Source organism: Rhodoferax sp. P1_F3, from assembly GCF_056405715.1.
Genome location: NZ_JBFUBO010000009.1, coordinates 133,145 through 153,120, shown reverse-complemented (window position 1 = coordinate 153,120; position 19,976 = coordinate 133,145). Strand labels below are relative to the sequence as shown.

Sequence of the window (19,976 nt, the reverse complement as noted above, 5' to 3'; positions counted from 1 at the left end):
CTTTACTTTCCGAGCATCACCATCTTGGCCATGAAGCCGATGAAGAACACCGCCGCCACCGAGGCCAGAATCAGGCCCAGGCGCACATTGGCTTTCTTTTGCTCTGGCGTAGACATCAGCCGATCACCTTGGTGGCGGTTGCGTCCAGCTTGGGCGGGTTCTCAAAGGTGTGGAACGGTGCGGGCGATGGCACTTCCCATTCCAGACCTTCAGCCGCTTCCCAAGGCTTCTGGGGGGCTTTTTCGCCCTTGCCCAACATGATGGGCAACACCACGAACAGGAAGAAGTAGACCTGTGCCAGACCGAAAGCGAAAGCGCCTACCGATGCCACCGCATTGAAGTCGGCAAACTGCATGGGGTAATCGGCGTAGCGACGGGGCATGCCGGCCAGACCCAAAAAGTGCATGGGGAAGAAGGTCACGTTGAACGCAATCAGGGACCACCAGAAGTGGATCTTGCCGCGGGTTTCGTTGTACATCACACCAGTCCACTTGGGCGACCAGTAGTAGAAGCCTGCGAACATGGCGTACAAGGAGCCGGCCACCAGCACGTAGTGGAAGTGGGCCACCACGTAGTAGGTGTCTTGCAGCTGGATGTCGATAGGTGCCATGGCCAGAATCAGGCCGGTGAAGCCACCCATGGTGAACACGAAGATGAAGCCCACGGCAAACAGCATGGGGGTTTCAAACGTCATGGAACCTTGCCACATGGTGGCGATCCAGTTGAAGATCTTCACGGCAGTCGGCACCGCGATCAACATCGTGGCGTACATGAAAAACAGCTGGCCTGTCACCGGCATACCAGTGGTGAACATGTGGTGCGCCCACACGATGAAGGACAGGATGGCAATGGAGGATGTGGCGTACACCATGGAGGCGTAGCCGAACAGCTTCTTGCGCGCGAATGCGGGAACAATCTGGCTGACGATGCCGAAGGCCGGCAAGATCATGATGTAGACCTCAGGGTGGCCGAAGAACCAGAAGATGTGCTGGTACATCACCGGGTCACCGCCACCGGCGGGGTTGAAGAAGCTGGTGCCAAAGTGGCGGTCGGTCAGCGTCATGGTGATCGCGCCTGCCAACACGGGCATCACGGCGATCAGCAGATAGGCGGTGATCAGCCAGGTCCAGGCGAACATGGGCATCTTCATCAGCGTCATGCCGGGCGCGCGCATATTCAGGACGGTCACGATGATGTTGATCGAGCCCATGATGGAAGAAGCCCCCAGGATGTGCATGGCAAAAATGCCGGCGTCCATGGAAGGGCCCATTTGCAGGGTCAGCGGTGCATACAAAGTCCAGCCGGCAGCAGGTGCGCCACCGGGCATGAAGAACGAGCCCACCAGCATCAACGCCGCAGGAATCATCAGCCAGAAGCTGAAGTTGTTCATACGGGCGAAGGCCATGTCGGATGCGCCGATTTGCAGCGGGATCATCCAGTTTGCGAAGCCCACGAAGCCCGGCATGATGGCGCCGAACACCATGATCAGACCGTGCATGGTGGTGAGCGAGTTGAACAACTCGGGGTTCACCAGTTGCAGACCGGGCTGGAACAGCTCGGCGCGGATCAGCAGGGCCAAAATGCCGCCGATGATCAGCATGGTGAAGCTGAACAACAGGTACAGGGTACCGATGTCTTTGTGGTTGGTCGCAAACACCCAGCGCTGCCAGCCCGTGGGGGCGTGGTGGTGGTCGTCATGGGCGTGGTCGTGATGGTCTAGTACGGCGCTCATCTGCTGTCCTTCTCAATTCTCTTCGTTCAGTCTGGGGAACATTACTTGCGCAATGCCAACACGTCGGCTGGCTGCACCAGTTGACCCGTCTTGTTAGACCAGTTGTTCTTGGTATAGCTGATAACCGCCGCGATGTCGGTGTCGCTCAAGGCCTTCCAGGAAGGCATGGCACCGTTGTTCTGGCCATTCAGCAGAACCGCGATTTGTTTGTTCTTGTCAGCATCGAGCACCACGGCAGCGCCGTCCAGGGGCTTGACCGGGCCAGCACCCTTGCCGTTGGCCTGGTGGCAGGCCGCGCAGTTTTGTGCGTAGACTTTTTCGCCGCGCTTGGTGATGTCGTCCAGCGCCCAGACCTTGGTGGGGTCATCGGCCTTGGCAGCCAGTTTCTTCTGCTCCACAGCCACCCACTTAGAGTAGTCCTCAGCGGACAGCACCTTCACGTGGATGGGCATGTAGGCGTGTTCCTTGCCGCAAAGCTCGGCGCACTGGCCGTAGTAGTCGCCCACTTTTTCAGCACGAAACCAGGTGTCACGCACGAAGCCGGGAATCGCATCCTGCTTGATACCGAAAGCGGGCACCATGAAAGCGTGGATCACGTCATTGGCGGTGGTGATGATGCGGATTTTCTTGTCCACGGGCACCACCAGCGGAAAATCAACCTTCAGCAGGTAGTTGTCGACCGACTCGCCCTTCTTGGGGCCGCCGGCGTCGGACATGGCGCGCTGGTCACTGTCCAGGGTGGAGACAAAGCCAATGCCTTCGCCTTCACCCTTGAGGTAGTCATAACCCCATTTCCACTGCATGCCGGTGGCCTTGATGGTCAGGTCGGCGTTGGTGGTGTCTTTCATGGCCACCACCACCTTGGTGGCAGGCAGTGCCATCAGGATCACGATGACGAAGGGGACGATGGTCCAGATGATTTCTACAGTCACCGACTCATGGAAAGTGGCGGCCTTGTAGCCTTGCGACTTGCGGTGCTTCCAGATGGAATAGAACATCACCGAGAACACGGCCAAGAAGATGACCGAGCACACAATGAGCATGAACCAGTGCAGCCATTGCTGCTCGCGGGCAATGTTGGTCACCGCGGGCGCCAGGTTCAGCTGGTTCACCGCTGGCCCGCCGGGCAAGTCATTGACGGCATGCGCCAGGGTGAATGCTGCAGTGCCAGCCCATGCACCTGCTGCCAGCAGCAGTGAAGCCAATTTGTTCAATATGCTCTTCATCGTGTTCACTTTTCTAAGCCCCAAAATTACCAAATGCGTAAAGCGTGCAGGCCCGTTCAGGCAGCACGCAGGGCAAGCCGGATTTCACGGGCCAGCAGCGGTCGCAGCTCTGGCCGGATAAAACGCCCTACCCGGATGGTTCGCCCTCGCCCGGACAACTCGATCAACGATCCGCCCCCCGCACGCGGCTCCACCCTGACCCAATCTCTCTGAAATTCGGCACGTTCGAGTTTGCCCGCACTCTCCCACTCGACCACAAGCTGCCCCTCCTGCAAGGAGATGTGCTCGCCGTCGGTGGCATGCCGGGCATACACCACAAACGCCAACCCCACTGCCATCAGTTCGAGTGATGCAAAGGGCATCACCAGTGTTGCGCCCTGGACCCAGAAAAAGATTCCGATACCCAGAGAAACTACACACAGTGACACATACAGCCAGACCAGTTGAACCGGCGTGACTGAACAGTTACGCCTAAGAAACCACTGAACGTGCCGCCCTTGTACCGTCGCAAAGCGAAAAACCAGATTCGTCATGCGTCTTGCCCGAAATGGCCCAGCCAATCACTGGCCGAGTCGAGACTGCAGGGGAAATGCCGTTACCTCTAATCCACGCATTGTAGTCGAGCCGACCTCTGAATCCGCCCCAAAAAGGCAAAACTGCGCCCCGGGATCGTCGCTCAGGCGCCGGTTTTGGCGCCCGTTGGGCCGTGCTTGAGAACGGATCGCATCTGTTCCAGCGACACCGTGGTCTCGGGCTGCACCTTCAGCCGAGGCCGGGGTTTGAAGGCATGGCCGTAGACGATTTCAAAGGTCACCTGCAGCCGTCCATCACCCACGGACGTGGCCAGCCCCTGCGACAGCGCCGCATGCAAACGCCCCAGCCAGGCGCGCGAACGCAGGCCGGCAAAACGCTGCGGATGCAGATTGCGCCCCAGGCCACGCAGCTCGGCCAGCAGGCTCTGCGGTGTGGAGTAGGTCAGCGTGATGCGCTCCATGTCCATCACCGGTTCGGCAAAGCCTGCATGGACCAGCATGTCGCCCCAGTCATGCATGTCGGTGAACTCGTGGCCGGGCACGGGCCAGCCTATGCGCGCGTACACCGCATGCAACTCGCGCAGCGTGTCGGGCCCCAGACAAGAAAACATCGCAAAGCCTTCAACCGACAGCAAACGGTGCCACTCACCGATCAGGGCCTCGGGGTCGGCGGCGGTGTGCAGCGCCATATTCGCCCACAGCATCTGCACCGGCTGCGCGGGCGCGGCAAAGTGCAACTTGGGGCCACGCCAGCGGGCCGGTTGCCACCAGGGCTTTGCTATCAAATCATGAGCTGCTCGCGCACGTTCCACGGGGGCTTCGAGCACAAAACACTCGGAATCAGGGTAGCGCTGGCTCAGCAGCGCCTGGGCCTGCACGCCACCCTGCAACGGGCCCCAGTGCACCCATTGTTTGGGCTTTTGCACGATCCACTGCAGGCGGTCTTCCATGCGGCGGGCCACTTCCTCATGCAGCCAGGGCGACGTCTCACCGGGCACCGGGCGCCGTTGGGCCCAACGCGTAGCGGCAACGGGGTCGATGGTGGGGGGGCGCTGGGTGCTCATGAGGAGGGTGCAAAAGGCGGTCGCGAGTATATTGCCTGCATGTTCCGCCAGCTGCTTCAGGGGGTATCGCGGCGGCTGCCCAGCCGGTGCGCCGTGTGCCATGCCTGGCCCGCCCAGGCGGTCTGTGAAGACTGCGTGGCGCAGTTTGCGCAACCCGTGCACCGCTGCGCGCACTGTGCCCTGCCGCTGCCTGCGGGCATGCCGCGCTGCGGCGCCTGCATCACCACGCCACCCCCATGGGATGCGGCCTTGGCGGCCGTGGCGTATGCCTACCCCTGGTCCGGCCTGGTGGTGGACTTCAAATTTCAACAGCACCCGGCCTGGGCCGGCACCCTCGCTACGCTGATGCACAGTGCGCCTTGGGTAGAGCCCGCGCTGGACGCGGCCGACCTCGTGTTGCCCCTGCCCTTGTCACGGCAGCGCCTGCAAAGCCGCGGCTTCAACCAATCGCTGGAACTGGCGTGTCGCCTGGCGCCGCACAAGCTGCGCACCGACCTGCTGCTGCGCGTGAAAGACACACCACCCCAAAGCAGCCTGCCGCGCAAGGAGCGGCTGCACAGCGTGCAAGGTGCATTTGCGGTGGAGCCGCTGCGCGTGGGCGAGCTGCGCGACCGGCGCGTGGTGCTGGTGGACGATGTGATGACCAGCGGCGCCTCACTGCACGCGGCCAGCACCGCTTTGCGCGGCGCCGGCGTGGCCCACATCACCGTGCTGGTGTTCGCGCGGACCGAGTAGCCGGTCCGTGGGGGACGCTCAGTGCAGGGTCTCGATGGCCAGGCGGTGGTAGCGTTCGGCCAACACGAAGGACACGTGGTGGATGGCCTCTTTGACGCGCTCGGCGCTGGCGTCGTCCGGCGTGGCCAGGATCAAGAAGGTGGCACCTTCGTGGGCCGCGTCCAGAAACGCCTGCAGGGTCGAGAGGCTGGTGCCTAGGCTGGCCAGAAAGCCCGCCTCGTGAATGTTTCTTTCCGCAAACTCGGCCATCTGTTCTGGGAGTAGCTCCATGGAGTCGCTCGCCGCCAGCCCCTGTGCGCGTAGCTCTTGCAGCACCTGGTGCGCGTCCTCCAGGTCTTGAAACGCGACCACCGTATGGCCAGTGGGATAAAACGCACCAAAGTCTTTGTGCAGCTGGTCCAAGGTTTTCATGGCACACCCCGAAGTGATGACATATCCATAGTAGGCAAATCCTGGAAATTCTCCAGTGCGGCCGCGCGACAATACCGCCCATGTTTCATATTGTTCTGGTCGAGCCCGAAATCCCTCCCAACACGGGCAACGTCATCCGCCTGGCGGCCAACACGGGCTGCACGCTGCACCTGGTGGAGCCGCTGGGGTTTTCCATGGATGACAAGCACATGCGCCGGGCCGGCCTGGACTACCACGAGTACGCGGCGCTCAAGCGCCATGCCAACTGGCAAACCTTTCTGGACACCGAGCAACCCGCCATTGACCGCATGTTCACGCTGACCACACGTGGCACGCGTAGCCCCTACGCGGTGGCGTTCCAGCCGGGCGATTGGCTGGTGTTTGGGTCAGAGACCAAGGGGATTTCAGACACGGTGCGCGCCGCGTTTGACGCTCCGCGCAGCCTGCGCCTGCCGATGTTGGCCGGACAACGCAGTCTGAACCTGTCGAACGCGGTGGCGGTAACCGTATTCGAAGCTTGGCGACAGCAGGGCTTCGCCACTCCCGACGTTTAAGGGTACTGGCGCGCCAGCGATTCGGCCACGCAGACCGGTTTGGGCGCGCCCTCGCGCTCCACGGTCACTTCCCAGGTTTGTTGGCGGCCGCCGTTGTCGATGGGGTCACTGGCCAGCAGCGTCATCTGCGCGCGCAGGCGGCTGTTCACCGGCACCGGGGCAATGAAGCGGACTTTGTTGAGCCCGTAGTTCACGCCCATGCGCGCCTCGGTCACGGTGAGCGCGCTTTCAAAAAAATGCGGGATCAGCGACAGGGTCAGAAAGCCATGGGCGATTGGGGCACCAAACGGGCCCGCCTTGGCGCGCTCCACGTCCACATGGATCCACTGGTGGTCGCCTGTGGCCTGGGCAAACAGGTTGATGTGCTCCTGGGTGACGGTGACCCACTCGCTGGTGGCGACGTGTTGGCCCACCAGGGCGGAGAGTTCGGCAAGGGTGGCAAAGGTTTTCATGCCGCCCACTGTAGCCAGCCGCGGCACACCGGTGTGTCCGCCGGGTGACAAAGCAGGCCTGGCGCTTACGTCGGCTTACTTGGCGTCCAGCCAGTGGCAGATGGGCAGCCACTGCGCCAGGTCGCGCTCTACGCGGCCCGGCGTGACGTCAAACACCGTGAGCCCGCGGGCGGCGAGCTGGATGTAGTTTTGCGTGTCGCGCACAAAGCCCAGCACCGGCAGGCCCAGGCTCTGTACAAAGGTATGCAGCTGGTCGGCCGCGCGGGTGCGCTCGTCCACACGCATGCCCACGATGCCGATCTGCGTTTTGGCGGCCTGGGCGCTGTCGGCCAGTTCGTCCAAGAAAGCGCGGGTGGCGAAGATGTCGAACACGCTGGGCTGCAGCGGCACCACCACCTTGTCGGCCAGCTTCAGCACCTCCTTCAGGCGCTTGCCATGCAGGCCGGCCGGGGTGTCCAGCACCACGTGGGTGGTGCCCTTGGGGGGTTTGGCAATCTGGTCGTCGCCCACATCCCAGCTGGCAATGGGCCGGGCCGCGGTGGGCCGCAGCGTGAGCCAGAGCCTGGAGGACTGTTGCCGGTCGGCATCACCCAGCATGACGGCATGCCCCTGGGAGGCAAAGTAGCCCGCGATCTGGGTGGACAGGGTGGACTTTCCCACCCCGCCTTTGGGATTGGCGACAACAACCACGGGCATACACGACTCCTTGGAGGGTGGAACTGCGCTATGTTATCGGGATGGACACCGAACACCAAGCACCGCCCGCCACGGCCCCCGCCCCTGCCCGCCCCATCTACGTGGTGGCGGCCCACCCCAACTGGCGTGAATCCCGGGTCAACCGGCGCCTGCTGCAGGCCGCGCGCGCCGCCGACACGGCCACCGTGTGCGACCTGTACGCGCGCTACCCGGACTACCACATTGCCGTGCCAACCGAACAGGCCCGACTGCAGGACGCCCAACTGGTCGTGCTGCTGCACCCGGTGCAGTGGTACTCCATGCCCGCGTTGCTCAAGCTCTGGCTGGACGATGTGCTGGCCCACGGCTGGGCCTATGGCGGCGGCCACGCGCTGCAGGGCAAGGACCTGTGGCTGGTGGCCACCACCGGCGGGCCGGAGGACTCGTACCACCCGCAGGGCTACAACCGCTACTTCTTCGACGCCTTCATGCCGCCCTATGAGCAGACCGCCGCCCTCTGCGGCATGCGCTTTTTGCCGCCCATGGTGCTGCATGGCGCGCACAGCGTGAGCGCGGCCGAGGTGGACGCCCATGTGGCCATGTTCACCGAGCGCCTGGCCAACTACCCGCAGTGGCCCGAGCTGGACGAGATGGAAGGTTGCCCCGCCTGCGTGGTACCCGACACCGACCGGCCCGCGCACGAAACCGTGGGAGCCCAACACTGATGGAACACGCACCCACCTGGCTGATTAACAGCTTTATCTATTTGAGTGCGGCTGTGATTGCCGTGCCGCTCTCCAAGGCCGTGGGCCTGGGCTCCATCATTGGCTACCTGGCCGCTGGCATTGCCATCGGCCCCTGGGGCCTGGGCTTGGTGACCAATGTGGAGGACATCCTGCACTTTGCCGAATTTGGCGTGGTGCTGATGCTGTTTCTGGTGGGTTTGGAGCTGGAGCCCCGGCGGCTGTGGAACCTGCGCCGCTCGATCTTTGGCTGGGGCAGCATGCAGGTGCTGGGCTGCGCCCTATTGCTCACCGTAGTGGCCATGGCCTGCGGCGTGGGCTGGCGCCTGGCGCTGGTGGCTGCGCTGGGCCTGGCCCTCTCCAGCACCGCCATTGCGCTGCAGGTGATGGGCGAGCGCAACCTGCTGCCCACGGGCAGCGGGCAGGCCGCGTTTTCCATCCTGCTGTTCCAGGATGTGGCGGCCATTCCCATCCTGGCCCTGCTGCCGCTGCTGGGCGTGGTTTCTGTAACGAATGAGGCCTCAGCCCCCGTCGAATATGCGCAGGCAGCTATCAAAATCATAGTAGTCATTGCCGGCATCGTGCTCGGCGGGCGGCTGCTGATGCGCCCGCTGTTCCGCTGGATTGCACGCTCCAAGACACCCGAAATCTTCACCGCCACGGCGTTGTTGCTGGTGGTGGGCATTGCCGGGCTGATGCAGTTTGTGGGACTGTCCATGGCGCTGGGCGCCTTTCTGGCCGGTGTGCTGCTGGCCGAGAGCGAGTACCGGCGCGAGCTGGAGACTGACATCGAGCCCTTCAAGGGCCTGCTGCTGGGCCTGTTCTTCATCGCCGTGGGCATGAGCATCGACTTTGGCGTGCTGCTCGCATCGCCAGGCCTGATGGCGTTGGTGGTGGTGGGCTTTCTGGCCATCAAGGGGGTGGTCATCTACGCGCTGGCGCGCCACATCCAACTGCCCTTCCAGGAGCGGCCGGTGTTCACGCTGCTGCTGGCGCAGGGCGGTGAGTTTGCATTTGTGGTGTTCCAGGCTGCGGCCGGGGCGAATGTGTTTCCGGTGCAAACGGCCTCGCTGCTGATTGGCGCGGTGGCCGTGTCCATGCTGCTGAGCCCGCTAATACTGGTGGTGGTGGACCGGTTGGTGCTGCCGCGCTACGCCAACTGTGGCGTGCCCGCCATGGAAGAAATCTCCGAGCAGCAAGAGGCGCCCATCGTGATCGCTGGCTTCGGCCGCTACGGGCAAATCATTGCGCGCGTGATGCTGGCCGAGGGCATTCCGGCCACCGTGCTGGACCATGACGCCGAAATGATCGAGGTGGCGCGCAACATCGGCTACCGCGTGTTCTATGGCGATGCCACACGGCTGGACCTGCTGCGCACCGCGGGGGCTGCCAGTGCCAAGGTGCTGGTGGTGGCGGTGGACGATGTGGAGCAGTCCCTGGAGATCGTGGACTTGGCGCAAGTCCACTTTCCGCAGCTGCAGATCGTGGCGCGCGCGCGCGACGTGATCCACTGGAACAAACTGCGCGACCGCGGGGTGATGCTGGTGGAGCGCGAGCTGTTTGAGTCCAGCCTGCGCAGCGCCCGCAGCGTGCTGGAGCTGCTCGGCCACGAGCCCCATGCGGCGCGCCAGACCACCATGCGCTTTCGCCAACACAACCTGGACCTGTTTGAGAAAATGCACCCGCATTACAAAGACAGCTCCAAGCTGATTGCGGTGATCAAACAAGGGCGCCAACAGCTGGAGGAGCAGATGGCGCAGGAGCGCGCAGAAAATGAAAAGCGGCGCCCCCACGGCTGGGACAACTAGGAGCGGCTCAACGGCTTATCGGCTCAGACCAGCCCGTCCCACAGCAGCTTCACGCCGGTCAACAACATGCCGGCATAAAGGAATCGGTAAAACAGCTGCTGGCTGATGCGCCGCGCCAGGCGCACGCCGATCCACACGCCCACGGGGGCAATGGGCAGCAGCACCAGGCTGGTGGCCATGTTGCGCATGTCCAGCAAGCCCAGCAGGCCATAGGGAATCCACTTGCTCAGGTTCACCACAAAGAAGAAAAACGCCATGGTGGCGGTGAACTTGACGGGGCTGAGCTTGAGCGGAATCACATAGGCGTTGATAGGCGGACCGCCCGCGTGGGCGATGAAGCTGGTGAAGCCCGAGGTGGTGGTGAGAATGGCGCCCAGCCAGCGTGGCGGCGGTGCACTGTCGGGCTTGGGCGGAAACAGCAGGCGCTGCGCCAGAAACAGCAGCGTGAAGCCGCCCACCATAGCCGCTACCGTGTGCGCGTTCAGCACCTTGAACAGCAACGCCCCAATAGCGATGCCCAGCATGCCGAAGGGAATCAGGAACTTCAGCAGCTTGAGGTCAAAGTCTTTGCGAAACGCCGCCATGCCCAGCACGTCCATCACAAACAAAATCGGCATCAGGATGGCGGCCGCGTCAGGCACGGTCACGGCCAGCGCCATCATGGGCACCGCCAACGAGCCAAAGCCCGCGCCAAAGCCGCTTTTGCTGATGCCCAGCAGCAGCACGGCAGGAATGGTGACGGCGTAGAAAAACGGATCGGTGATTAGCGGAAAGCTCATGCGCGCTCCAACACCACCGCAATGCCTTGCCCCACCCCTATGCACATGGTGCACAAGGCGTAGCGCCCGCCCAGCGTGTGCAGCTGGTTCACCGCCGTGGTAGCCAGGCGCGCGCCGCTGGCACCCAGCGGGTGGCCCAGCGCAATGGCGCCGCCCCAGCGGTTCACGCGCGCATCGTCGTCGGCCAGCCCCAAGAGGCGTAGCACTGCCAGGCCCTGGGCCGCAAAGGCTTCGTTCAGCTCAATCACGTCCATTTGTGCCAGCGTGAGCCCGGTCTGCGCCAGCACCTTCTGCACCGCAGGCGCCGGGCCTATGCCCATGACGCGCGGCGCCACCCCGGCCGTGGCCATACCCACTATGCGGGCACGCGGCGTGAGGCCGTGGCGGGCGGCCGCCTCTTCACTGGCCAGCAGCAGTGCGCAGGCGCCGTCGTTCACGCCGCTGGCATTGCCGGCCGTTACCGTGCCGCCAGGGTGGACGATGGGCTTGAGTTTGGCCAGCGCCTCCAGCGAGGTGGCGCGCGGGTGCTCGTCCTGGCGCACCGCCACGGCGTCGCCCTTTTTGGCCTTGAGCGTGACCGGGGTGATTTCGGCGTCCAGGTAGCCCGCCTGCTGCGCGGCCAGTGCCTTTTGCTGGCTGGCCAGCGCAAAGCGGTCCTGTGCGTCGCGGGCAATGCCGTGCTCCGCGGCCACGTTCTCCGCGGTCTCGGGCATGCTGTCGGTGCCGTACAGCGCCTGCATCTGGGGGTTGATAAAACGCCAGCCGATCGTGGTGTCGTAAACCGCGTTGCTGCGGCCAAAGGCGGTGTCCATCTTGGGCATCACGAACGGGGCGCGGCTCATGCTTTCCACTCCGCCCGCTATCAAAAAGCTAGCTTCTGTCGCTTTGATGGCGCGGGCTGCCGTGCCAATGGCATCCAAACCCGAGCCACATAGGCGGTTCACCGTGGCGCCCGGCACATCCAGCGGCAGACCGGCCAGCAGCGCGGCCATGCGCGCCACGTTGCGGTTGTCTTCGCCGGCCTGGTTGGCACAGCCCAGCAGCACCTCGTCCAACTGGGTCCAATCCACTCCGGGGTGGCGCGCCATCAGCGCCTGCAGGGGCACGGCCGCCAGGTCGTCGGCGCGCACGCTGCTCAGCGCGCCACCGTAGCGGCCGATGGGGGTGCGGATGGCGTCACAAATAAAAGCGTGGGGCATGGCAGGCGTCCGGCAAACAAGGATGCCCGGACTGTACCCAAGGACAGGCCCACGGGCTGACGCAGAAGCGGCAGACGCGTGCTAACCTTGGCCCCATGTTCAGCCCCTCCCAAGAAGACGTACGTCGATTTTTTTGCTCAACCTATGCCAAAGCCCGCACGGGTGTTGCGCTGGAAGCTATTGAAACCATAGCAGCCCAGTGGATGGACGAGCACCCCGAGTACGCTGCCGACTTTGCCGATGTGGACCTGGCGCTGGCCACCATGTACGAGGCGACCGAGGGGCGCACCAACCCGTTTTTGCACCTGAGCATGCACCTCTCGATCAGCGAGCAGAGCAGCATTGACCAGCCACGCGGCATCCGCCAGGCGGTGGAGTTGCTCACGCACAAGCGCAACTCGCTGCACCAGGCCCACCACGAGGCCATGGAGTGTCTGGGCAGCATGCTGTGGGAAAGCCAGCGCGCCGGCCGCCCGCCCGACGGCGATGCCTACATCGCCTGCGTGCAACGGCACGCCACCAAGGACTAAGGCCTCAGGGCGCTGCCAACAGGCCCAGCAGCCAGGTGTGGGCCGCCTCAACCGTCTCAAACACCTGAAACGCGGGCCAGCCCGCATCGGCATAGCTTTGGGCTAGGAGCGCAGGCATCACATGGCTGCCCTCTACCGCGGGCGCAATGACAAAGGCCGTGCCCCGCGGCGCCAAGCCAGCCTGCACCAGTTGCCGCAGCCCCTGGGCCAGCGCAGCCAGCACTTCAGGCCCCGCCATGGCGCTCCCTCGCACCACCACGACCTCTGCACACGGGCCCTGCGCCGTGAGCTGGGTAAACGCCCTGTGCAGAATCGGGCCCACCAACTGGGCCAGTTCCTTGTTGAAGGGCCCCTCCACCTCGCTGCGCAGCAACTGGCCATCGATGTGCCACTGCACCCGGCCATGCGGCGGAAACAGGGGCGAGCCCAGGCCCTGGATAGAGAAAGTAGGCAAGTCGTCGTGCATGGTCCGTGCAGTGTAGGAGCGATGCCCCGCGCCTACAAGTCGGCTTACGCGCATGAAAAAAGCCGCTCGAAAGCGGCTTTTTTAGGCGTGCTGCGCGGCTTAGCGGAAGCGGCTTTGTGGCACGGTCTTCAGCTCGGTGGGCAGGCTGCCCATGTAGTTGGCCAGTTCCTTCAGCTCGGCATTGGAGAACTGCTTGGCCACGCCGCCCATCACCGCATTGCCGCGGCCGATATTGGCATTGCCTTCGGTCTTGTAGGCCTTCAGGGCGACAAACAGGTAGTCGCTGTGCTGACCGGCGATCTTGGGGTAGGTGGGGTCGATGGGCTTGCTGAACGAGTCACCGTGGCAAGAAGCGCAGTTGCCCTTGGTCAGCAGCGCGTTCACTTTGTCGTTGCCTGCAGCGGCCTTTTCCAGGGCGGGCGCGCCTTGCACGGCACCACTGGCTTCGTAATACGCAGCCAGGTCAGCGATGTCCTGGTCAGACAGCGAATCGGCGATGCCGCGCATGGTGGGGTGCTTGCGTTCGCCTTTTTTGTAGGCATTCAGGGCGGAGGCAATGTACTTGCCGCCTTGGCCCGAGATCTTGGGAACCTTGTGGATTTCAGGGAAGCTGGCTTGGTAACCCACAATGCCGTGGCAGCCAATGCACATGGCGTTCTTCTTTTCGCCAGCCTTGATATCTCCTTGGACGCCCTCGGCGTGGGCAGCGAAAACGGTCACAGAGGCGACAAGCGCAGCGGACAGGGACAAGAGGAATTTGTTCATTTTGCGGGGACAATCAAGACGGTGATTGGTATAAATCAGCTAGCCGATTATATCGACCGCCACCTGCGCCCTTTGCAGCCTTTCTGCATTGTTTGGTCCGACCACCCATTGCCCTGTCCGCCCACGCCATGAAATTCCACGGAACCAAGAACTACGTCGCCACCCAGGACCTGATGCTGTCGGTCAACGCAGCCATCACGCTGCAGCGCCCGCTGCTGGTGAAGGGTGAGCCCGGCACCGGCAAAACCATGCTGGCCGAGGAAGTGGCCCAGGCGCTGGACATGCCCCTGCTGCAATGGCACATCAAATCGACCACCAAGGCACAGCAGGGCCTGTACGAGTACGACGCCGTGAGTCGTCTGCGCGACTCGCAACTGTCCGACGTCGACGGTGGCGAGCGCGTCAAGGACATCCACAACTACATCATCAAGGGCGTGCTGTGGCAGGCGTTTACCGCCGACAAACCGGTGGCGCTGCTGATCGACGAGATCGACAAGGCCGACATCGAATTCCCCAACGACCTGCTGCGTGAAATCGACCGTATGGAGTTTTATTGCTACGAGACGCGCGAGCTGATCAAAGCCAAGCACCGCCCACTGGTGTTCATCACCTCCAATAATGAGAAAGAGCTACCCGACGCATTTTTGCGCCGCTGCTTCTTCCACTACATCAAGTTCCCCGATGCGACCACCATGCAAAGCATTGTGGAGGTGCACTTCCCCGGTCTGAAGAAAGAGCTGCTGTCAGCCGCCATGAAGACCTTCTTTGAGGTGCGCAGCCTGCCGGGCCTGAAGAAAAAGCCCTCCACCAGCGAGCTGCTGGACTGGCTGAAGCTGCTGCTGGCGGAAGACATTCCGCTGGAAGCGCTGCAAAGCAAGGACGACAAGATGGCAGTGCCCCCACTGGTGGGCGCACTGCTGAAGAACGAGCAAGACACCACGCTGTTCGAGAAGCTGATGTTCATGCAACGCAACAACCGCTAAGGCCCCATGAATAACAAACTGTTGCTGGAAGGCGTGTCCGACGCGGTGGGCTTTGTCGGCGGTGCGCTGCTGGGCTTCTGGATAGGTCGCCTGATCGGCTGGGACATCTTTGCGGCGGGCTACAGCAATGCCAGCATCGGTGGCATCGTGCTGGTGGGCTTCGGTGGTGGTTTGGGCCTGCAGCTGGCCCGCCGCTGGCGCAATCGCCAGAAAAGCGACAAGGAGTAAGGCCCCATGGCATTTGTAGAACCCGTCACCCTGACCGCCCGCGGCGTGAAGCTGGTTCCCCTGGGCCTGGAGCATGAAGCCGGCCTGCGCGCCGCCGCCGCTGATGGCGAGCTGTGGACCCTGCGCATCACCTCGGTGCCCGAGCCTGAGCAGACCCGAAAATACATCGAAGACGCGCTGGCCATGCGCGAGGCCGGCAACCGCTTTGCCTTTGCCGTGACCGACGAAGCCACCGGCCGCGTGCTGGGCAGCAGCAGCTACCACGACATCCTACCCGCCGTGAAGCGCGTGGAGATTGGGTACACCTGGTACGGCAAAAGCAGCCAGCGCAGCCACGTCAACACCACCTGCAAACTGCTGCTGCTGACGCATGCGTTCGAGACCCTGGGCAGCCACGTGGTGGGCTGGCGCACCGATAACTTCAACTTCGCCAGCCAGGCCGCCATCGAGCGCCTGGGCGCCAAGAAAGACGGCGTGATTCGCGGCCACGCGCTGCGCCGCGACGGCACCATCCGCGACACCGTGATGTACAGCATGCGCAGCGGCGAATGGCCCGAGGCCAAGGCGCAGCTGCTGTATCTGCTGGACAAGCCGCGCGCCTGACGCGCACAAGGAGCCTGCCATGCTGCTGGACTTTTTCTACACCCTGCGCTCCGCCAAGCTGCCGGTCTCGGTCAAGGAATACCTGACCCTGCTGGAAGCCTTGCAAAAAGGCGTGGTGGGGCCGATGACGCCACAGCCCGAGGATCCGTCCGAGCCCAGCGGCTACACGATAGACGACTTCTACTACCTGAGCCGCACCACGCTGGTGAAGGACGAGAAGCACTACGACAAGTTTGACCGCGCCTTTGCCGCTTACTTCAAGGGCGTGGAGATGATTGCGGACTTCACCAAGGACATTCCGCTGGAATGGCTGCGCAAGAATCTGGAGCTCAACCTCAGCCCCGAAGACAAGGCCAAGATCGAGAAGATGGGCTGGGACGAGCTGATGGAAACGCTGAAGAAGCGTTTTGAAGAGCAGAAGGAACGCCACGAGGGCGGCAGCAAATGGATTGGCACCGGCGGCACCAGCCCGTTTGGCGCCAACGGCTACAACCCGCAAGGCGTGCGCATTGGACAAGACAAAGGCCGCAACAAGAGCGCGGTGAAAGTGTGGGACCAGCGCGCCTACAAAGACTACGACGACACCCAGGAGCTGGGCACACGCAACATCAAGGTGGCGCTGCGCCGCCTGCGCAAGTTTGCACGCGAAGGGCATGAGGACGAGCTGGACCTGGACGAAACCATCAGCAAGACGGCGGCCAATGCGGGCTACCTGGACATCAAGATGCGGCCCGAGCGCCACAACAATGTGAAGGTGCTGCTGCTGATGGATGTGGGCGGCACCATGGACGAGCACATTGCGCGCGTGGAAGAGCTGTTCAGCGCCACCAAGACCGAGTTCAAGCACCTGGAGTTTTATTACTTCCACAACTGCGTGTACGACTACATGTGGAAGAACAACCGACGCCGCTTTGCCGAGAAGTTCGCCACCTGGGACATCCTGCGCAAGTACAACAAAGACTACAAGCTGATCTTTGTGGGCGACGCGACCATGTCACCGTACGAGATCCTGCAGCCCGGCGGCAGCGTGGAGTACAACAACGAAGAGCCTGGCGCCGAGTGGCTGCAGCGCCTGACCAGCACCTTCCCCAAGTTCGCCTGGATCAACCCCGAACCCCAGGGCGTGTGGCAGTACCGCCAGAGCATCAGCGTGATCCAGCAGCTGATGCACAACAAGATGTACCCGCTGACCCTCAAGGGCCTGGAAGAGGCCATGCGGCAGCTGACAAAGTAACGCAAACCGCGGCCCTTACAATCGCCGCTCGCTGGTCTTCGTAGTTCAATGGATAGAACGGCCCCCAAGGGGCAAATACAGGTTCTATTGCTAGGCTCCGTGGCAAGCCCCTGTTTATGCGAGTTTGTATAAAAAAACTGCAACGAACTTGGCGACGCGTCCCGATTGGCCTTTTTGCAGCTTCAGGGCACAGTCCACCAGTACGTAGAGCCGTAAATGTCACGGTTGTCAAATGTGTTCCATTGGTATTTCACCCACATGTCCGTGCCATTTGAGACTCTGGTTTCAACATTCATCGTTTGGTAGACCTCGCTGGTGATGTATGTTGGGCGCGAATGAGGTAACGCACACAGTTTTGCAGCGTAGTTTGCTGCTCTTCCTACCCACACGAGATCGTTGCTTCCGCGTATGCCCGTCCGAGCAGCCATCGCCTTACTTGTGTCGATTCCGCACACGTGATTTACTTCGAAGGTCGAAGTTGGATACTGAGCGCGCATCTTCACGCGCACTATGTTTTTCACTGCCCAATTGATCTGAAGTGCAGCTTTCACCGCGTTCGTGCACTTGGATTCTCCGATAAAAACTGCCATCACACGGTCTCCATCGTATGAGGTAATTTCGCCGTTTAGAGACTCAATAATTTTTGCCGCACAGTGCAGAAACGTTTTGTATATCTCGGCAGCAAATGGAGCAGCATATGTGTCTACCATGACAGTTGAATCAGCCAAGTCCGCGTACAACACCGCAACGTCCAGGTCCCTTCCGTGGTTGCCAAGTGTTATGTCCGCTGCACTCGGAACGATCCTTCCGTCAGTCCTCTGCCACGCGCTAGCAAAAGTACTCGCGCATGCAGCTTCAAGGTCAGTTCTGAGAGTCATCTTGGCTTCAGTTTTTAACAAGCAATGCGATGGATGGAACCCAAAACGCACCAGCCAAAAATGACCACATCACTGCCTTGCGAACCCACTCGTGCTTCTCGCAAGCAATCTCGGCGTTCCGATGCACCTGATCTGTGAGGTCACGAAGGAACAGTGATTCAGATGCTTTTGCAAAGTCGTCTGAAAAGACTACGCTGTCCTTCTGCACAACCTTACCGAAGTAAACGAATGAGCTTGTTGGACCTCCGATCCTTGGCTTAACAACCATGAACGAACTGACGAAGGCGCCCAGAAAGACCAGTCCGCACAAGACTGTCAGGACAACTGATTCAACTGTTCTAGAGCTGGCACTTGTGTAAGCAGCGGCAAGTGCAGTCACCATTGCAGCGTCAAGTGAAATGACGACCGCCACCTTCACTTCTGCTTGAGCGATCCAGCCAATGTTCCGCTCCAGAATCCACCTTGCATGTTCAATACGTTCTTTGTCGTCCATGCTCTCCCCTCTCTTATATAGTCAGCACTACTTTAGCCGATGCCCTCAAAAAACAGAGGCACTGCGCCGCGAAGCCATAAGGTCAGCGGGTAAACTCCCGCGTTGCGCCGTCTTCGTAGTTCAATGGATAGAACGGCCCCCTCCTAAGGGGCAGATACAGGTTCGATTCCTGTCGAGGGCACCAGCCCTCTCACTTTCACAGCACCAGCGTCTCCGCCAAATGCCGAAACACCGCAGACACCCGCCGCAGGTGCCGTGACTCGGGATGCGTAAGCAGCCAGAGTTCGGTCTGGCATTCATCGAGCGGTTCGGTCAGCTGCACCAGATCGGACCGCGTCTGTGCCAAGAACAACGGCAGCACACCCACCCCCAAGCCCGCGGCCACCAGCTCCATCACGGTCAGGATGCTGCCCACGCGGTAGCGCGGCACCACCTTGGGAAAGTGCCGTTTGCGCCAGACCACGGAGGGGTGTTCGGGCAAGCCATCGTCGGGCCCGATCCATGACGCTTTACCCACTTCCACATCGCCATAGTTGCGCGCCGGGCCCTTCTTGGCGCCGTACAGCGCCACCCGGATGGGGCCCACGTGCTTGCCCACGAGGTGCTGGGGCGGGCGCTTGGTGGCGCGCACTGCAATGTCGGCGTCGCGCCGCGTCAGGCTGGTGAGTTCATTGCCCGCGTGCAGTTCGTAGGTCAACAGGGGGTGGAGAGTGGCCAGCGTTTTGAGCGCGGGCGCGATCAGGCCGTGCAGCAGCGTGTCCGTGGTGGTGATGCGGACCATGCCCGACACCAGCTCCGGCGTGGCCTGCGCCGCGGACCGTGCGCGCTCCAACTGGGCCTCCACCTGCTCCGCATGCTCGGCCAGCGATTGCGCCAGCTCCGACGGCGCGTAGCCCGCGCGGGAACGCTCAAACAGGCGCTGGCCCAGGCCGCGCTCGATGCGGCGGATGGAGCGGAACACCGTGGAGGCATCCACACCCAGCCGCTCCCCCGCGCCGGCCAGGTTGGCCGCGCGCAGCATGGCCAGGATGACCTCCAGGTCCGCCGCGCTGATGGTGTATTGCGTTTTTGCAATCATTGAATGCGCTCCCGCCTATTTTCATTGCACTTTTACAATACTACAGTCACGGTCTCTCAACCGCATTTGGAGACGCCATGCACCCGCCCTTCGTCCTGATATCGCACACGCTGTGCCCCTACGTGCAGCGCGCGGCCATCGTGCTGACCGAGAAGAGCCTGGCGTTTGAGCGCCGCGACATCGACCTGGCCAACAAGCCCGACTGGTTCTTGCGCATCTCGCCCCTGGGCAAGACGCCAGTGCTGCTGGTCGATGGAGAGGCCATCTTTGAATCGGCCGTGATCTGCGAGTTTCTGGACGAGACCACAGCTCCACGCCTGCACCCGGAAGCGGCTCTGGAGCGCGCCCAGCACCGGGCCTGGATGGAGTTTGGCTCTTCGCTGCTCAACACCGTTGGCGCGTTCTACAACGCCAAAGATGCGGAGGGCTTGACGGCGCAGGCGCAGCAGATTCGCCTGCGCATGCAACAGCTGGAAGACGCGCTGGGCGCCGGCCCCTACTTCGGGGGTAGTCGCTTCAGCCTGGTGGATGCCGTGTTTGGCCCGGTGTTCCGCTACTTCGAGGTATTTGACGCCATCCAGGACTTTGGCTTCTTCGATGGCCTGCCCAAGGTGCAAGCCTGGCGCAGCCGGCTGGCGGAGCGCCCCTCGGTACGTCAAGCCGCGCATGCCGAGTACCCGGCGCTGCTGCGGAAGTTCCTGCGGGCCAGGCAGTCGGCCCTGTCCCGACTGATGGACAACACGGTAGCGGCTTGACGACCCGTCTGCGGCACAGGCAGATTGCTACGAAAACAGGAGCTGTAAGCGC

Annotated in this window: 25 protein-coding genes and 1 tRNA gene; 11 read left to right on the top strand and 15 right to left on the bottom strand. The window is 62.3% G+C overall.

Annotation, left to right across the window (positions count from 1 at the left end):
• Positions 1 to 2 precede the first annotated feature (2 nt).
• The 5 genes from AC1DZ5_RS15880 to AC1DZ5_RS15860 form a co-directional block, all read right to left on the bottom strand.
• A complete protein-coding gene (locus AC1DZ5_RS15880) occupies positions 3 to 116 on the bottom strand; it encodes a cytochrome oxidase small assembly protein (protein WP_477890739.1) in 114 nt (37 codons plus the stop codon).
• Positions 116 to 1,732: a cytochrome c oxidase subunit I gene (ctaD, locus tag AC1DZ5_RS15875; protein WP_477890737.1), complete on the bottom strand. Its 1,617-nt coding sequence runs from the start codon at positions 1,730 to 1,732 to the stop codon at positions 116 to 118. Before ctaD ends, AC1DZ5_RS15880 begins: the two co-directional genes overlap by 1 nt.
• 41 nt (positions 1,733 to 1,773) lie before the next feature.
• Positions 1,774 to 2,958 carry a cytochrome c oxidase subunit II gene (gene coxB, locus AC1DZ5_RS15870; RefSeq protein ID WP_477890735.1) on the bottom strand — a complete coding sequence of 395 codons (1,185 nt, stop codon included), beginning with the start codon at positions 2,956 to 2,958 and terminating at the stop codon, positions 1,774 to 1,776.
• Between the two features lie 56 nt (positions 2,959 to 3,014).
• The gene (locus AC1DZ5_RS15865) at positions 3,015 to 3,491 is read right to left on the bottom strand and encodes a DUF2244 domain-containing protein (protein WP_477890733.1); all 477 of its coding nucleotides are present in this window, start codon (positions 3,489 to 3,491) and stop codon (positions 3,015 to 3,017) included.
• A 143-nt stretch (positions 3,492 to 3,634) separates the two neighbouring features.
• Entirely contained in the window at positions 3,635 to 4,555 is a 921-nt protein-coding gene (locus AC1DZ5_RS15860; RefSeq protein ID WP_477890731.1) for a class I SAM-dependent methyltransferase, read from the bottom strand.
• A 39-nt stretch (positions 4,556 to 4,594) separates the two neighbouring features.
• Between AC1DZ5_RS15860 and AC1DZ5_RS15855 the strand changes: the two genes are divergently transcribed.
• Complete coding sequence (locus AC1DZ5_RS15855; RefSeq protein WP_477890729.1) at positions 4,595 to 5,290, top strand: ComF family protein; 696 nt, start codon at positions 4,595 to 4,597, stop codon at positions 5,288 to 5,290.
• An 18-nt stretch (positions 5,291 to 5,308) separates the two neighbouring features.
• Here the strand turns inward: AC1DZ5_RS15855 and AC1DZ5_RS15850 are convergent, their stop codons facing one another.
• On the bottom strand, positions 5,309 to 5,701 hold the full coding sequence (locus tag AC1DZ5_RS15850; protein ID WP_477890727.1) for a hypothetical protein: 393 nt from the start codon (positions 5,699 to 5,701) through the stop codon (positions 5,309 to 5,311).
• Positions 5,702 to 5,781: 80 nt separating this feature from the next.
• Between AC1DZ5_RS15850 and trmL the strand changes: the two genes are divergently transcribed.
• Positions 5,782 to 6,255: a tRNA (uridine(34)/cytosine(34)/5-carboxymethylaminomethyluridine(34)-2'-O)-methyltransferase TrmL gene (gene trmL, locus AC1DZ5_RS15845; RefSeq protein WP_477890725.1), complete on the top strand. Its 474-nt coding sequence runs from the start codon at positions 5,782 to 5,784 to the stop codon at positions 6,253 to 6,255.
• On the opposite strand, the gene AC1DZ5_RS15840 is transcribed toward trmL, so the two are convergent.
• Positions 6,252 to 6,707, bottom strand: a complete 456-nt coding sequence (locus tag AC1DZ5_RS15840; protein ID WP_477890723.1) for a MaoC family dehydratase — start codon at positions 6,705 to 6,707, stop codon at positions 6,252 to 6,254. The genes trmL and AC1DZ5_RS15840 overlap by 4 nt on opposite strands.
• A 75-nt stretch (positions 6,708 to 6,782) precedes the next feature.
• A complete protein-coding gene (locus AC1DZ5_RS15835; RefSeq protein WP_477890721.1) occupies positions 6,783 to 7,403 on the bottom strand; it encodes a nucleotide-binding protein in 621 nt (206 codons plus the stop codon).
• Between the two features lie 41 nt (positions 7,404 to 7,444).
• Here AC1DZ5_RS15835 and kefF point away from each other — a divergent pair, with 41 nt between their 5' ends.
• Positions 7,445 to 8,107, top strand: coding sequence for a glutathione-regulated potassium-efflux system oxidoreductase KefF (gene kefF / locus AC1DZ5_RS15830; RefSeq protein ID WP_477890719.1), 663 nt, complete (start codon positions 7,445 to 7,447; stop codon positions 8,105 to 8,107).
• A complete protein-coding gene (gene kefC, locus AC1DZ5_RS15825) occupies positions 8,107 to 9,933 on the top strand; it encodes a glutathione-regulated potassium-efflux system protein KefC (RefSeq protein WP_477890717.1) in 1,827 nt (608 codons plus the stop codon). The genes kefF and kefC overlap by 1 nt, the downstream gene beginning before the upstream one ends.
• A 23-nt stretch (positions 9,934 to 9,956) precedes the next feature.
• Here kefC and AC1DZ5_RS15820 read toward each other — a convergent pair whose 3' ends face one another.
• On the bottom strand, positions 9,957 to 10,712 hold the full coding sequence (locus AC1DZ5_RS15820) for a sulfite exporter TauE/SafE family protein (protein WP_477890715.1): 756 nt from the start codon (positions 10,710 to 10,712) through the stop codon (positions 9,957 to 9,959).
• Positions 10,709 to 11,911 carry a 3-oxoadipyl-CoA thiolase gene (gene pcaF / locus AC1DZ5_RS15815; protein WP_477890713.1) on the bottom strand — a complete coding sequence of 401 codons (1,203 nt, stop codon included), beginning with the start codon at positions 11,909 to 11,911 and terminating at the stop codon, positions 10,709 to 10,711. Before pcaF ends, AC1DZ5_RS15820 begins: the two co-directional genes overlap by 4 nt.
• Positions 11,912 to 12,006: 95 nt before the next feature.
• Here pcaF and AC1DZ5_RS15810 point away from each other — a divergent pair, with 95 nt between their 5' ends.
• A complete protein-coding gene (locus AC1DZ5_RS15810; RefSeq protein WP_477890711.1) occupies positions 12,007 to 12,441 on the top strand; it encodes a DUF1841 family protein in 435 nt (144 codons plus the stop codon).
• Positions 12,442 to 12,445: 4 nt separating this feature from the next.
• On the opposite strand, the gene AC1DZ5_RS15805 is transcribed toward AC1DZ5_RS15810, so the two are convergent.
• Together AC1DZ5_RS15805 and AC1DZ5_RS15800 are read right to left on the bottom strand one after the other, a co-directional pair.
• Positions 12,446 to 12,907: a hypothetical protein gene (locus AC1DZ5_RS15805; RefSeq protein ID WP_477890709.1), complete on the bottom strand. Its 462-nt coding sequence runs from the start codon at positions 12,905 to 12,907 to the stop codon at positions 12,446 to 12,448.
• A 99-nt stretch (positions 12,908 to 13,006) separates the two neighbouring features.
• Positions 13,007 to 13,672: a c-type cytochrome gene (locus AC1DZ5_RS15800; RefSeq protein WP_477890707.1), complete on the bottom strand. Its 666-nt coding sequence runs from the start codon at positions 13,670 to 13,672 to the stop codon at positions 13,007 to 13,009.
• Positions 13,673 to 13,800: 128 nt separating this feature from the next.
• Here AC1DZ5_RS15800 and AC1DZ5_RS15795 point away from each other — a divergent pair, with 128 nt between their 5' ends.
• From AC1DZ5_RS15795 to AC1DZ5_RS15780, 4 genes are read left to right on the top strand one after another with little or no spacing between them, the layout of a single operon-like run.
• Positions 13,801 to 14,655, top strand: a complete 855-nt coding sequence (locus AC1DZ5_RS15795) for an AAA family ATPase (RefSeq protein WP_477890705.1) — start codon at positions 13,801 to 13,803, stop codon at positions 14,653 to 14,655.
• A 6-nt stretch (positions 14,656 to 14,661) separates the two neighbouring features.
• Positions 14,662 to 14,883: a hypothetical protein gene (locus AC1DZ5_RS15790; RefSeq protein ID WP_477890703.1), complete on the top strand. Its 222-nt coding sequence runs from the start codon at positions 14,662 to 14,664 to the stop codon at positions 14,881 to 14,883.
• A gap of 6 nt (positions 14,884 to 14,889) precedes the next feature.
• The gene (locus tag AC1DZ5_RS15785; RefSeq protein WP_477890701.1) at positions 14,890 to 15,486 is read left to right on the top strand and encodes a GNAT family N-acetyltransferase; all 597 of its coding nucleotides are present in this window, start codon (positions 14,890 to 14,892) and stop codon (positions 15,484 to 15,486) included.
• A gap of 19 nt (positions 15,487 to 15,505) precedes the next feature.
• Positions 15,506 to 16,720 carry a vWA domain-containing protein gene (locus AC1DZ5_RS15780; RefSeq protein ID WP_477890699.1) on the top strand — a complete coding sequence of 405 codons (1,215 nt, stop codon included), beginning with the start codon at positions 15,506 to 15,508 and terminating at the stop codon, positions 16,718 to 16,720.
• A 182-nt stretch (positions 16,721 to 16,902) separates the two neighbouring features.
• On the opposite strand, the gene AC1DZ5_RS15775 is transcribed toward AC1DZ5_RS15780, so the two are convergent.
• Together AC1DZ5_RS15775 and AC1DZ5_RS15770 are read right to left on the bottom strand one after the other, a co-directional pair.
• Positions 16,903 to 17,598: an adenylate/guanylate cyclase domain-containing protein gene (locus tag AC1DZ5_RS15775; protein ID WP_477890697.1), complete on the bottom strand. Its 696-nt coding sequence runs from the start codon at positions 17,596 to 17,598 to the stop codon at positions 16,903 to 16,905.
• Between the two features lie 7 nt (positions 17,599 to 17,605).
• The gene (locus AC1DZ5_RS15770) at positions 17,606 to 18,091 is read right to left on the bottom strand and encodes a Pycsar system effector family protein (protein ID WP_477890695.1); all 486 of its coding nucleotides are present in this window, start codon (positions 18,089 to 18,091) and stop codon (positions 17,606 to 17,608) included.
• 109 nt (positions 18,092 to 18,200) lie between these two features.
• On the opposite strand from AC1DZ5_RS15770, the gene AC1DZ5_RS15765 reads away from it, so the two are divergent.
• Positions 18,201 to 18,275: transfer RNA gene (locus tag AC1DZ5_RS15765), tRNA-Arg, on the top strand.
• A gap of 12 nt (positions 18,276 to 18,287) precedes the next feature.
• Here the strand turns inward: AC1DZ5_RS15765 and AC1DZ5_RS15760 are convergent.
• Complete coding sequence (locus AC1DZ5_RS15760; RefSeq protein ID WP_477890693.1) at positions 18,288 to 19,169, bottom strand: LysR family transcriptional regulator; 882 nt, start codon at positions 19,167 to 19,169, stop codon at positions 18,288 to 18,290.
• A 77-nt stretch (positions 19,170 to 19,246) separates the two neighbouring features.
• On the opposite strand from AC1DZ5_RS15760, the gene AC1DZ5_RS15755 reads away from it, so the two are divergent.
• Positions 19,247 to 19,924: a glutathione S-transferase family protein gene (locus AC1DZ5_RS15755; RefSeq protein WP_477890691.1), complete on the top strand. Its 678-nt coding sequence runs from the start codon at positions 19,247 to 19,249 to the stop codon at positions 19,922 to 19,924.
• Positions 19,925 to 19,976 lie beyond the last annotated feature (52 nt).

Bases quoted from the DNA above. Each gene is read 5' to 3' on its own strand.
- AC1DZ5_RS15880 (WP_477890739.1), bottom strand. From the start codon at position 116: ATGTCTACGCCAGAGCAAAAGAAAGCCAATGTGCGCCTGGGCCTGATT.
- ctaD (WP_477890737.1), bottom strand. From the start codon at position 1,732: ATGAGCGCCGTACTAGACCATCACGACCACGCCCATGACGACCACCAC.
- coxB (WP_477890735.1), bottom strand. From the start codon at position 2,958: ATGAAGAGCATATTGAACAAATTGGCTTCACTGCTGCTGGCAGCAGGT.
- AC1DZ5_RS15865 (WP_477890733.1), bottom strand. From the start codon at position 3,491: ATGACGAATCTGGTTTTTCGCTTTGCGACGGTACAAGGGCGGCACGTT.
- AC1DZ5_RS15860 (WP_477890731.1), bottom strand. From the start codon at position 4,555: ATGAGCACCCAGCGCCCCCCCACCATCGACCCCGTTGCCGCTACGCGT.
- AC1DZ5_RS15855 (WP_477890729.1), top strand. From the start codon at position 4,595: ATGTTCCGCCAGCTGCTTCAGGGGGTATCGCGGCGGCTGCCCAGCCGG.
- AC1DZ5_RS15850 (WP_477890727.1), bottom strand. From the start codon at position 5,701: ATGAAAACCTTGGACCAGCTGCACAAAGACTTTGGTGCGTTTTATCCC.
- trmL (WP_477890725.1), top strand. From the start codon at position 5,782: ATGTTTCATATTGTTCTGGTCGAGCCCGAAATCCCTCCCAACACGGGC.
- AC1DZ5_RS15840 (WP_477890723.1), bottom strand. From the start codon at position 6,707: ATGAAAACCTTTGCCACCCTTGCCGAACTCTCCGCCCTGGTGGGCCAA.
- AC1DZ5_RS15835 (WP_477890721.1), bottom strand. From the start codon at position 7,403: ATGCCCGTGGTTGTTGTCGCCAATCCCAAAGGCGGGGTGGGAAAGTCC.
- kefF (WP_477890719.1), top strand. From the start codon at position 7,445: ATGGACACCGAACACCAAGCACCGCCCGCCACGGCCCCCGCCCCTGCC.
- kefC (WP_477890717.1), top strand. From the start codon at position 8,107: ATGGAACACGCACCCACCTGGCTGATTAACAGCTTTATCTATTTGAGT.
- AC1DZ5_RS15820 (WP_477890715.1), bottom strand. From the start codon at position 10,712: ATGAGCTTTCCGCTAATCACCGATCCGTTTTTCTACGCCGTCACCATT.
- pcaF (WP_477890713.1), bottom strand. From the start codon at position 11,911: ATGCCCCACGCTTTTATTTGTGACGCCATCCGCACCCCCATCGGCCGC.
- AC1DZ5_RS15810 (WP_477890711.1), top strand. From the start codon at position 12,007: ATGTTCAGCCCCTCCCAAGAAGACGTACGTCGATTTTTTTGCTCAACC.
- AC1DZ5_RS15805 (WP_477890709.1), bottom strand. From the start codon at position 12,907: ATGCACGACGACTTGCCTACTTTCTCTATCCAGGGCCTGGGCTCGCCC.
- AC1DZ5_RS15800 (WP_477890707.1), bottom strand. From the start codon at position 13,672: ATGAACAAATTCCTCTTGTCCCTGTCCGCTGCGCTTGTCGCCTCTGTG.
- AC1DZ5_RS15795 (WP_477890705.1), top strand. From the start codon at position 13,801: ATGAAATTCCACGGAACCAAGAACTACGTCGCCACCCAGGACCTGATG.
- AC1DZ5_RS15790 (WP_477890703.1), top strand. From the start codon at position 14,662: ATGAATAACAAACTGTTGCTGGAAGGCGTGTCCGACGCGGTGGGCTTT.
- AC1DZ5_RS15785 (WP_477890701.1), top strand. From the start codon at position 14,890: ATGGCATTTGTAGAACCCGTCACCCTGACCGCCCGCGGCGTGAAGCTG.
- AC1DZ5_RS15780 (WP_477890699.1), top strand. From the start codon at position 15,506: ATGCTGCTGGACTTTTTCTACACCCTGCGCTCCGCCAAGCTGCCGGTC.
- AC1DZ5_RS15775 (WP_477890697.1), bottom strand. From the start codon at position 17,598: ATGACTCTCAGAACTGACCTTGAAGCTGCATGCGCGAGTACTTTTGCT.
- AC1DZ5_RS15770 (WP_477890695.1), bottom strand. From the start codon at position 18,091: ATGGACGACAAAGAACGTATTGAACATGCAAGGTGGATTCTGGAGCGG.
- AC1DZ5_RS15760 (WP_477890693.1), bottom strand. From the start codon at position 19,169: ATGATTGCAAAAACGCAATACACCATCAGCGCGGCGGACCTGGAGGTC.
- AC1DZ5_RS15755 (WP_477890691.1), top strand. From the start codon at position 19,247: ATGCACCCGCCCTTCGTCCTGATATCGCACACGCTGTGCCCCTACGTG.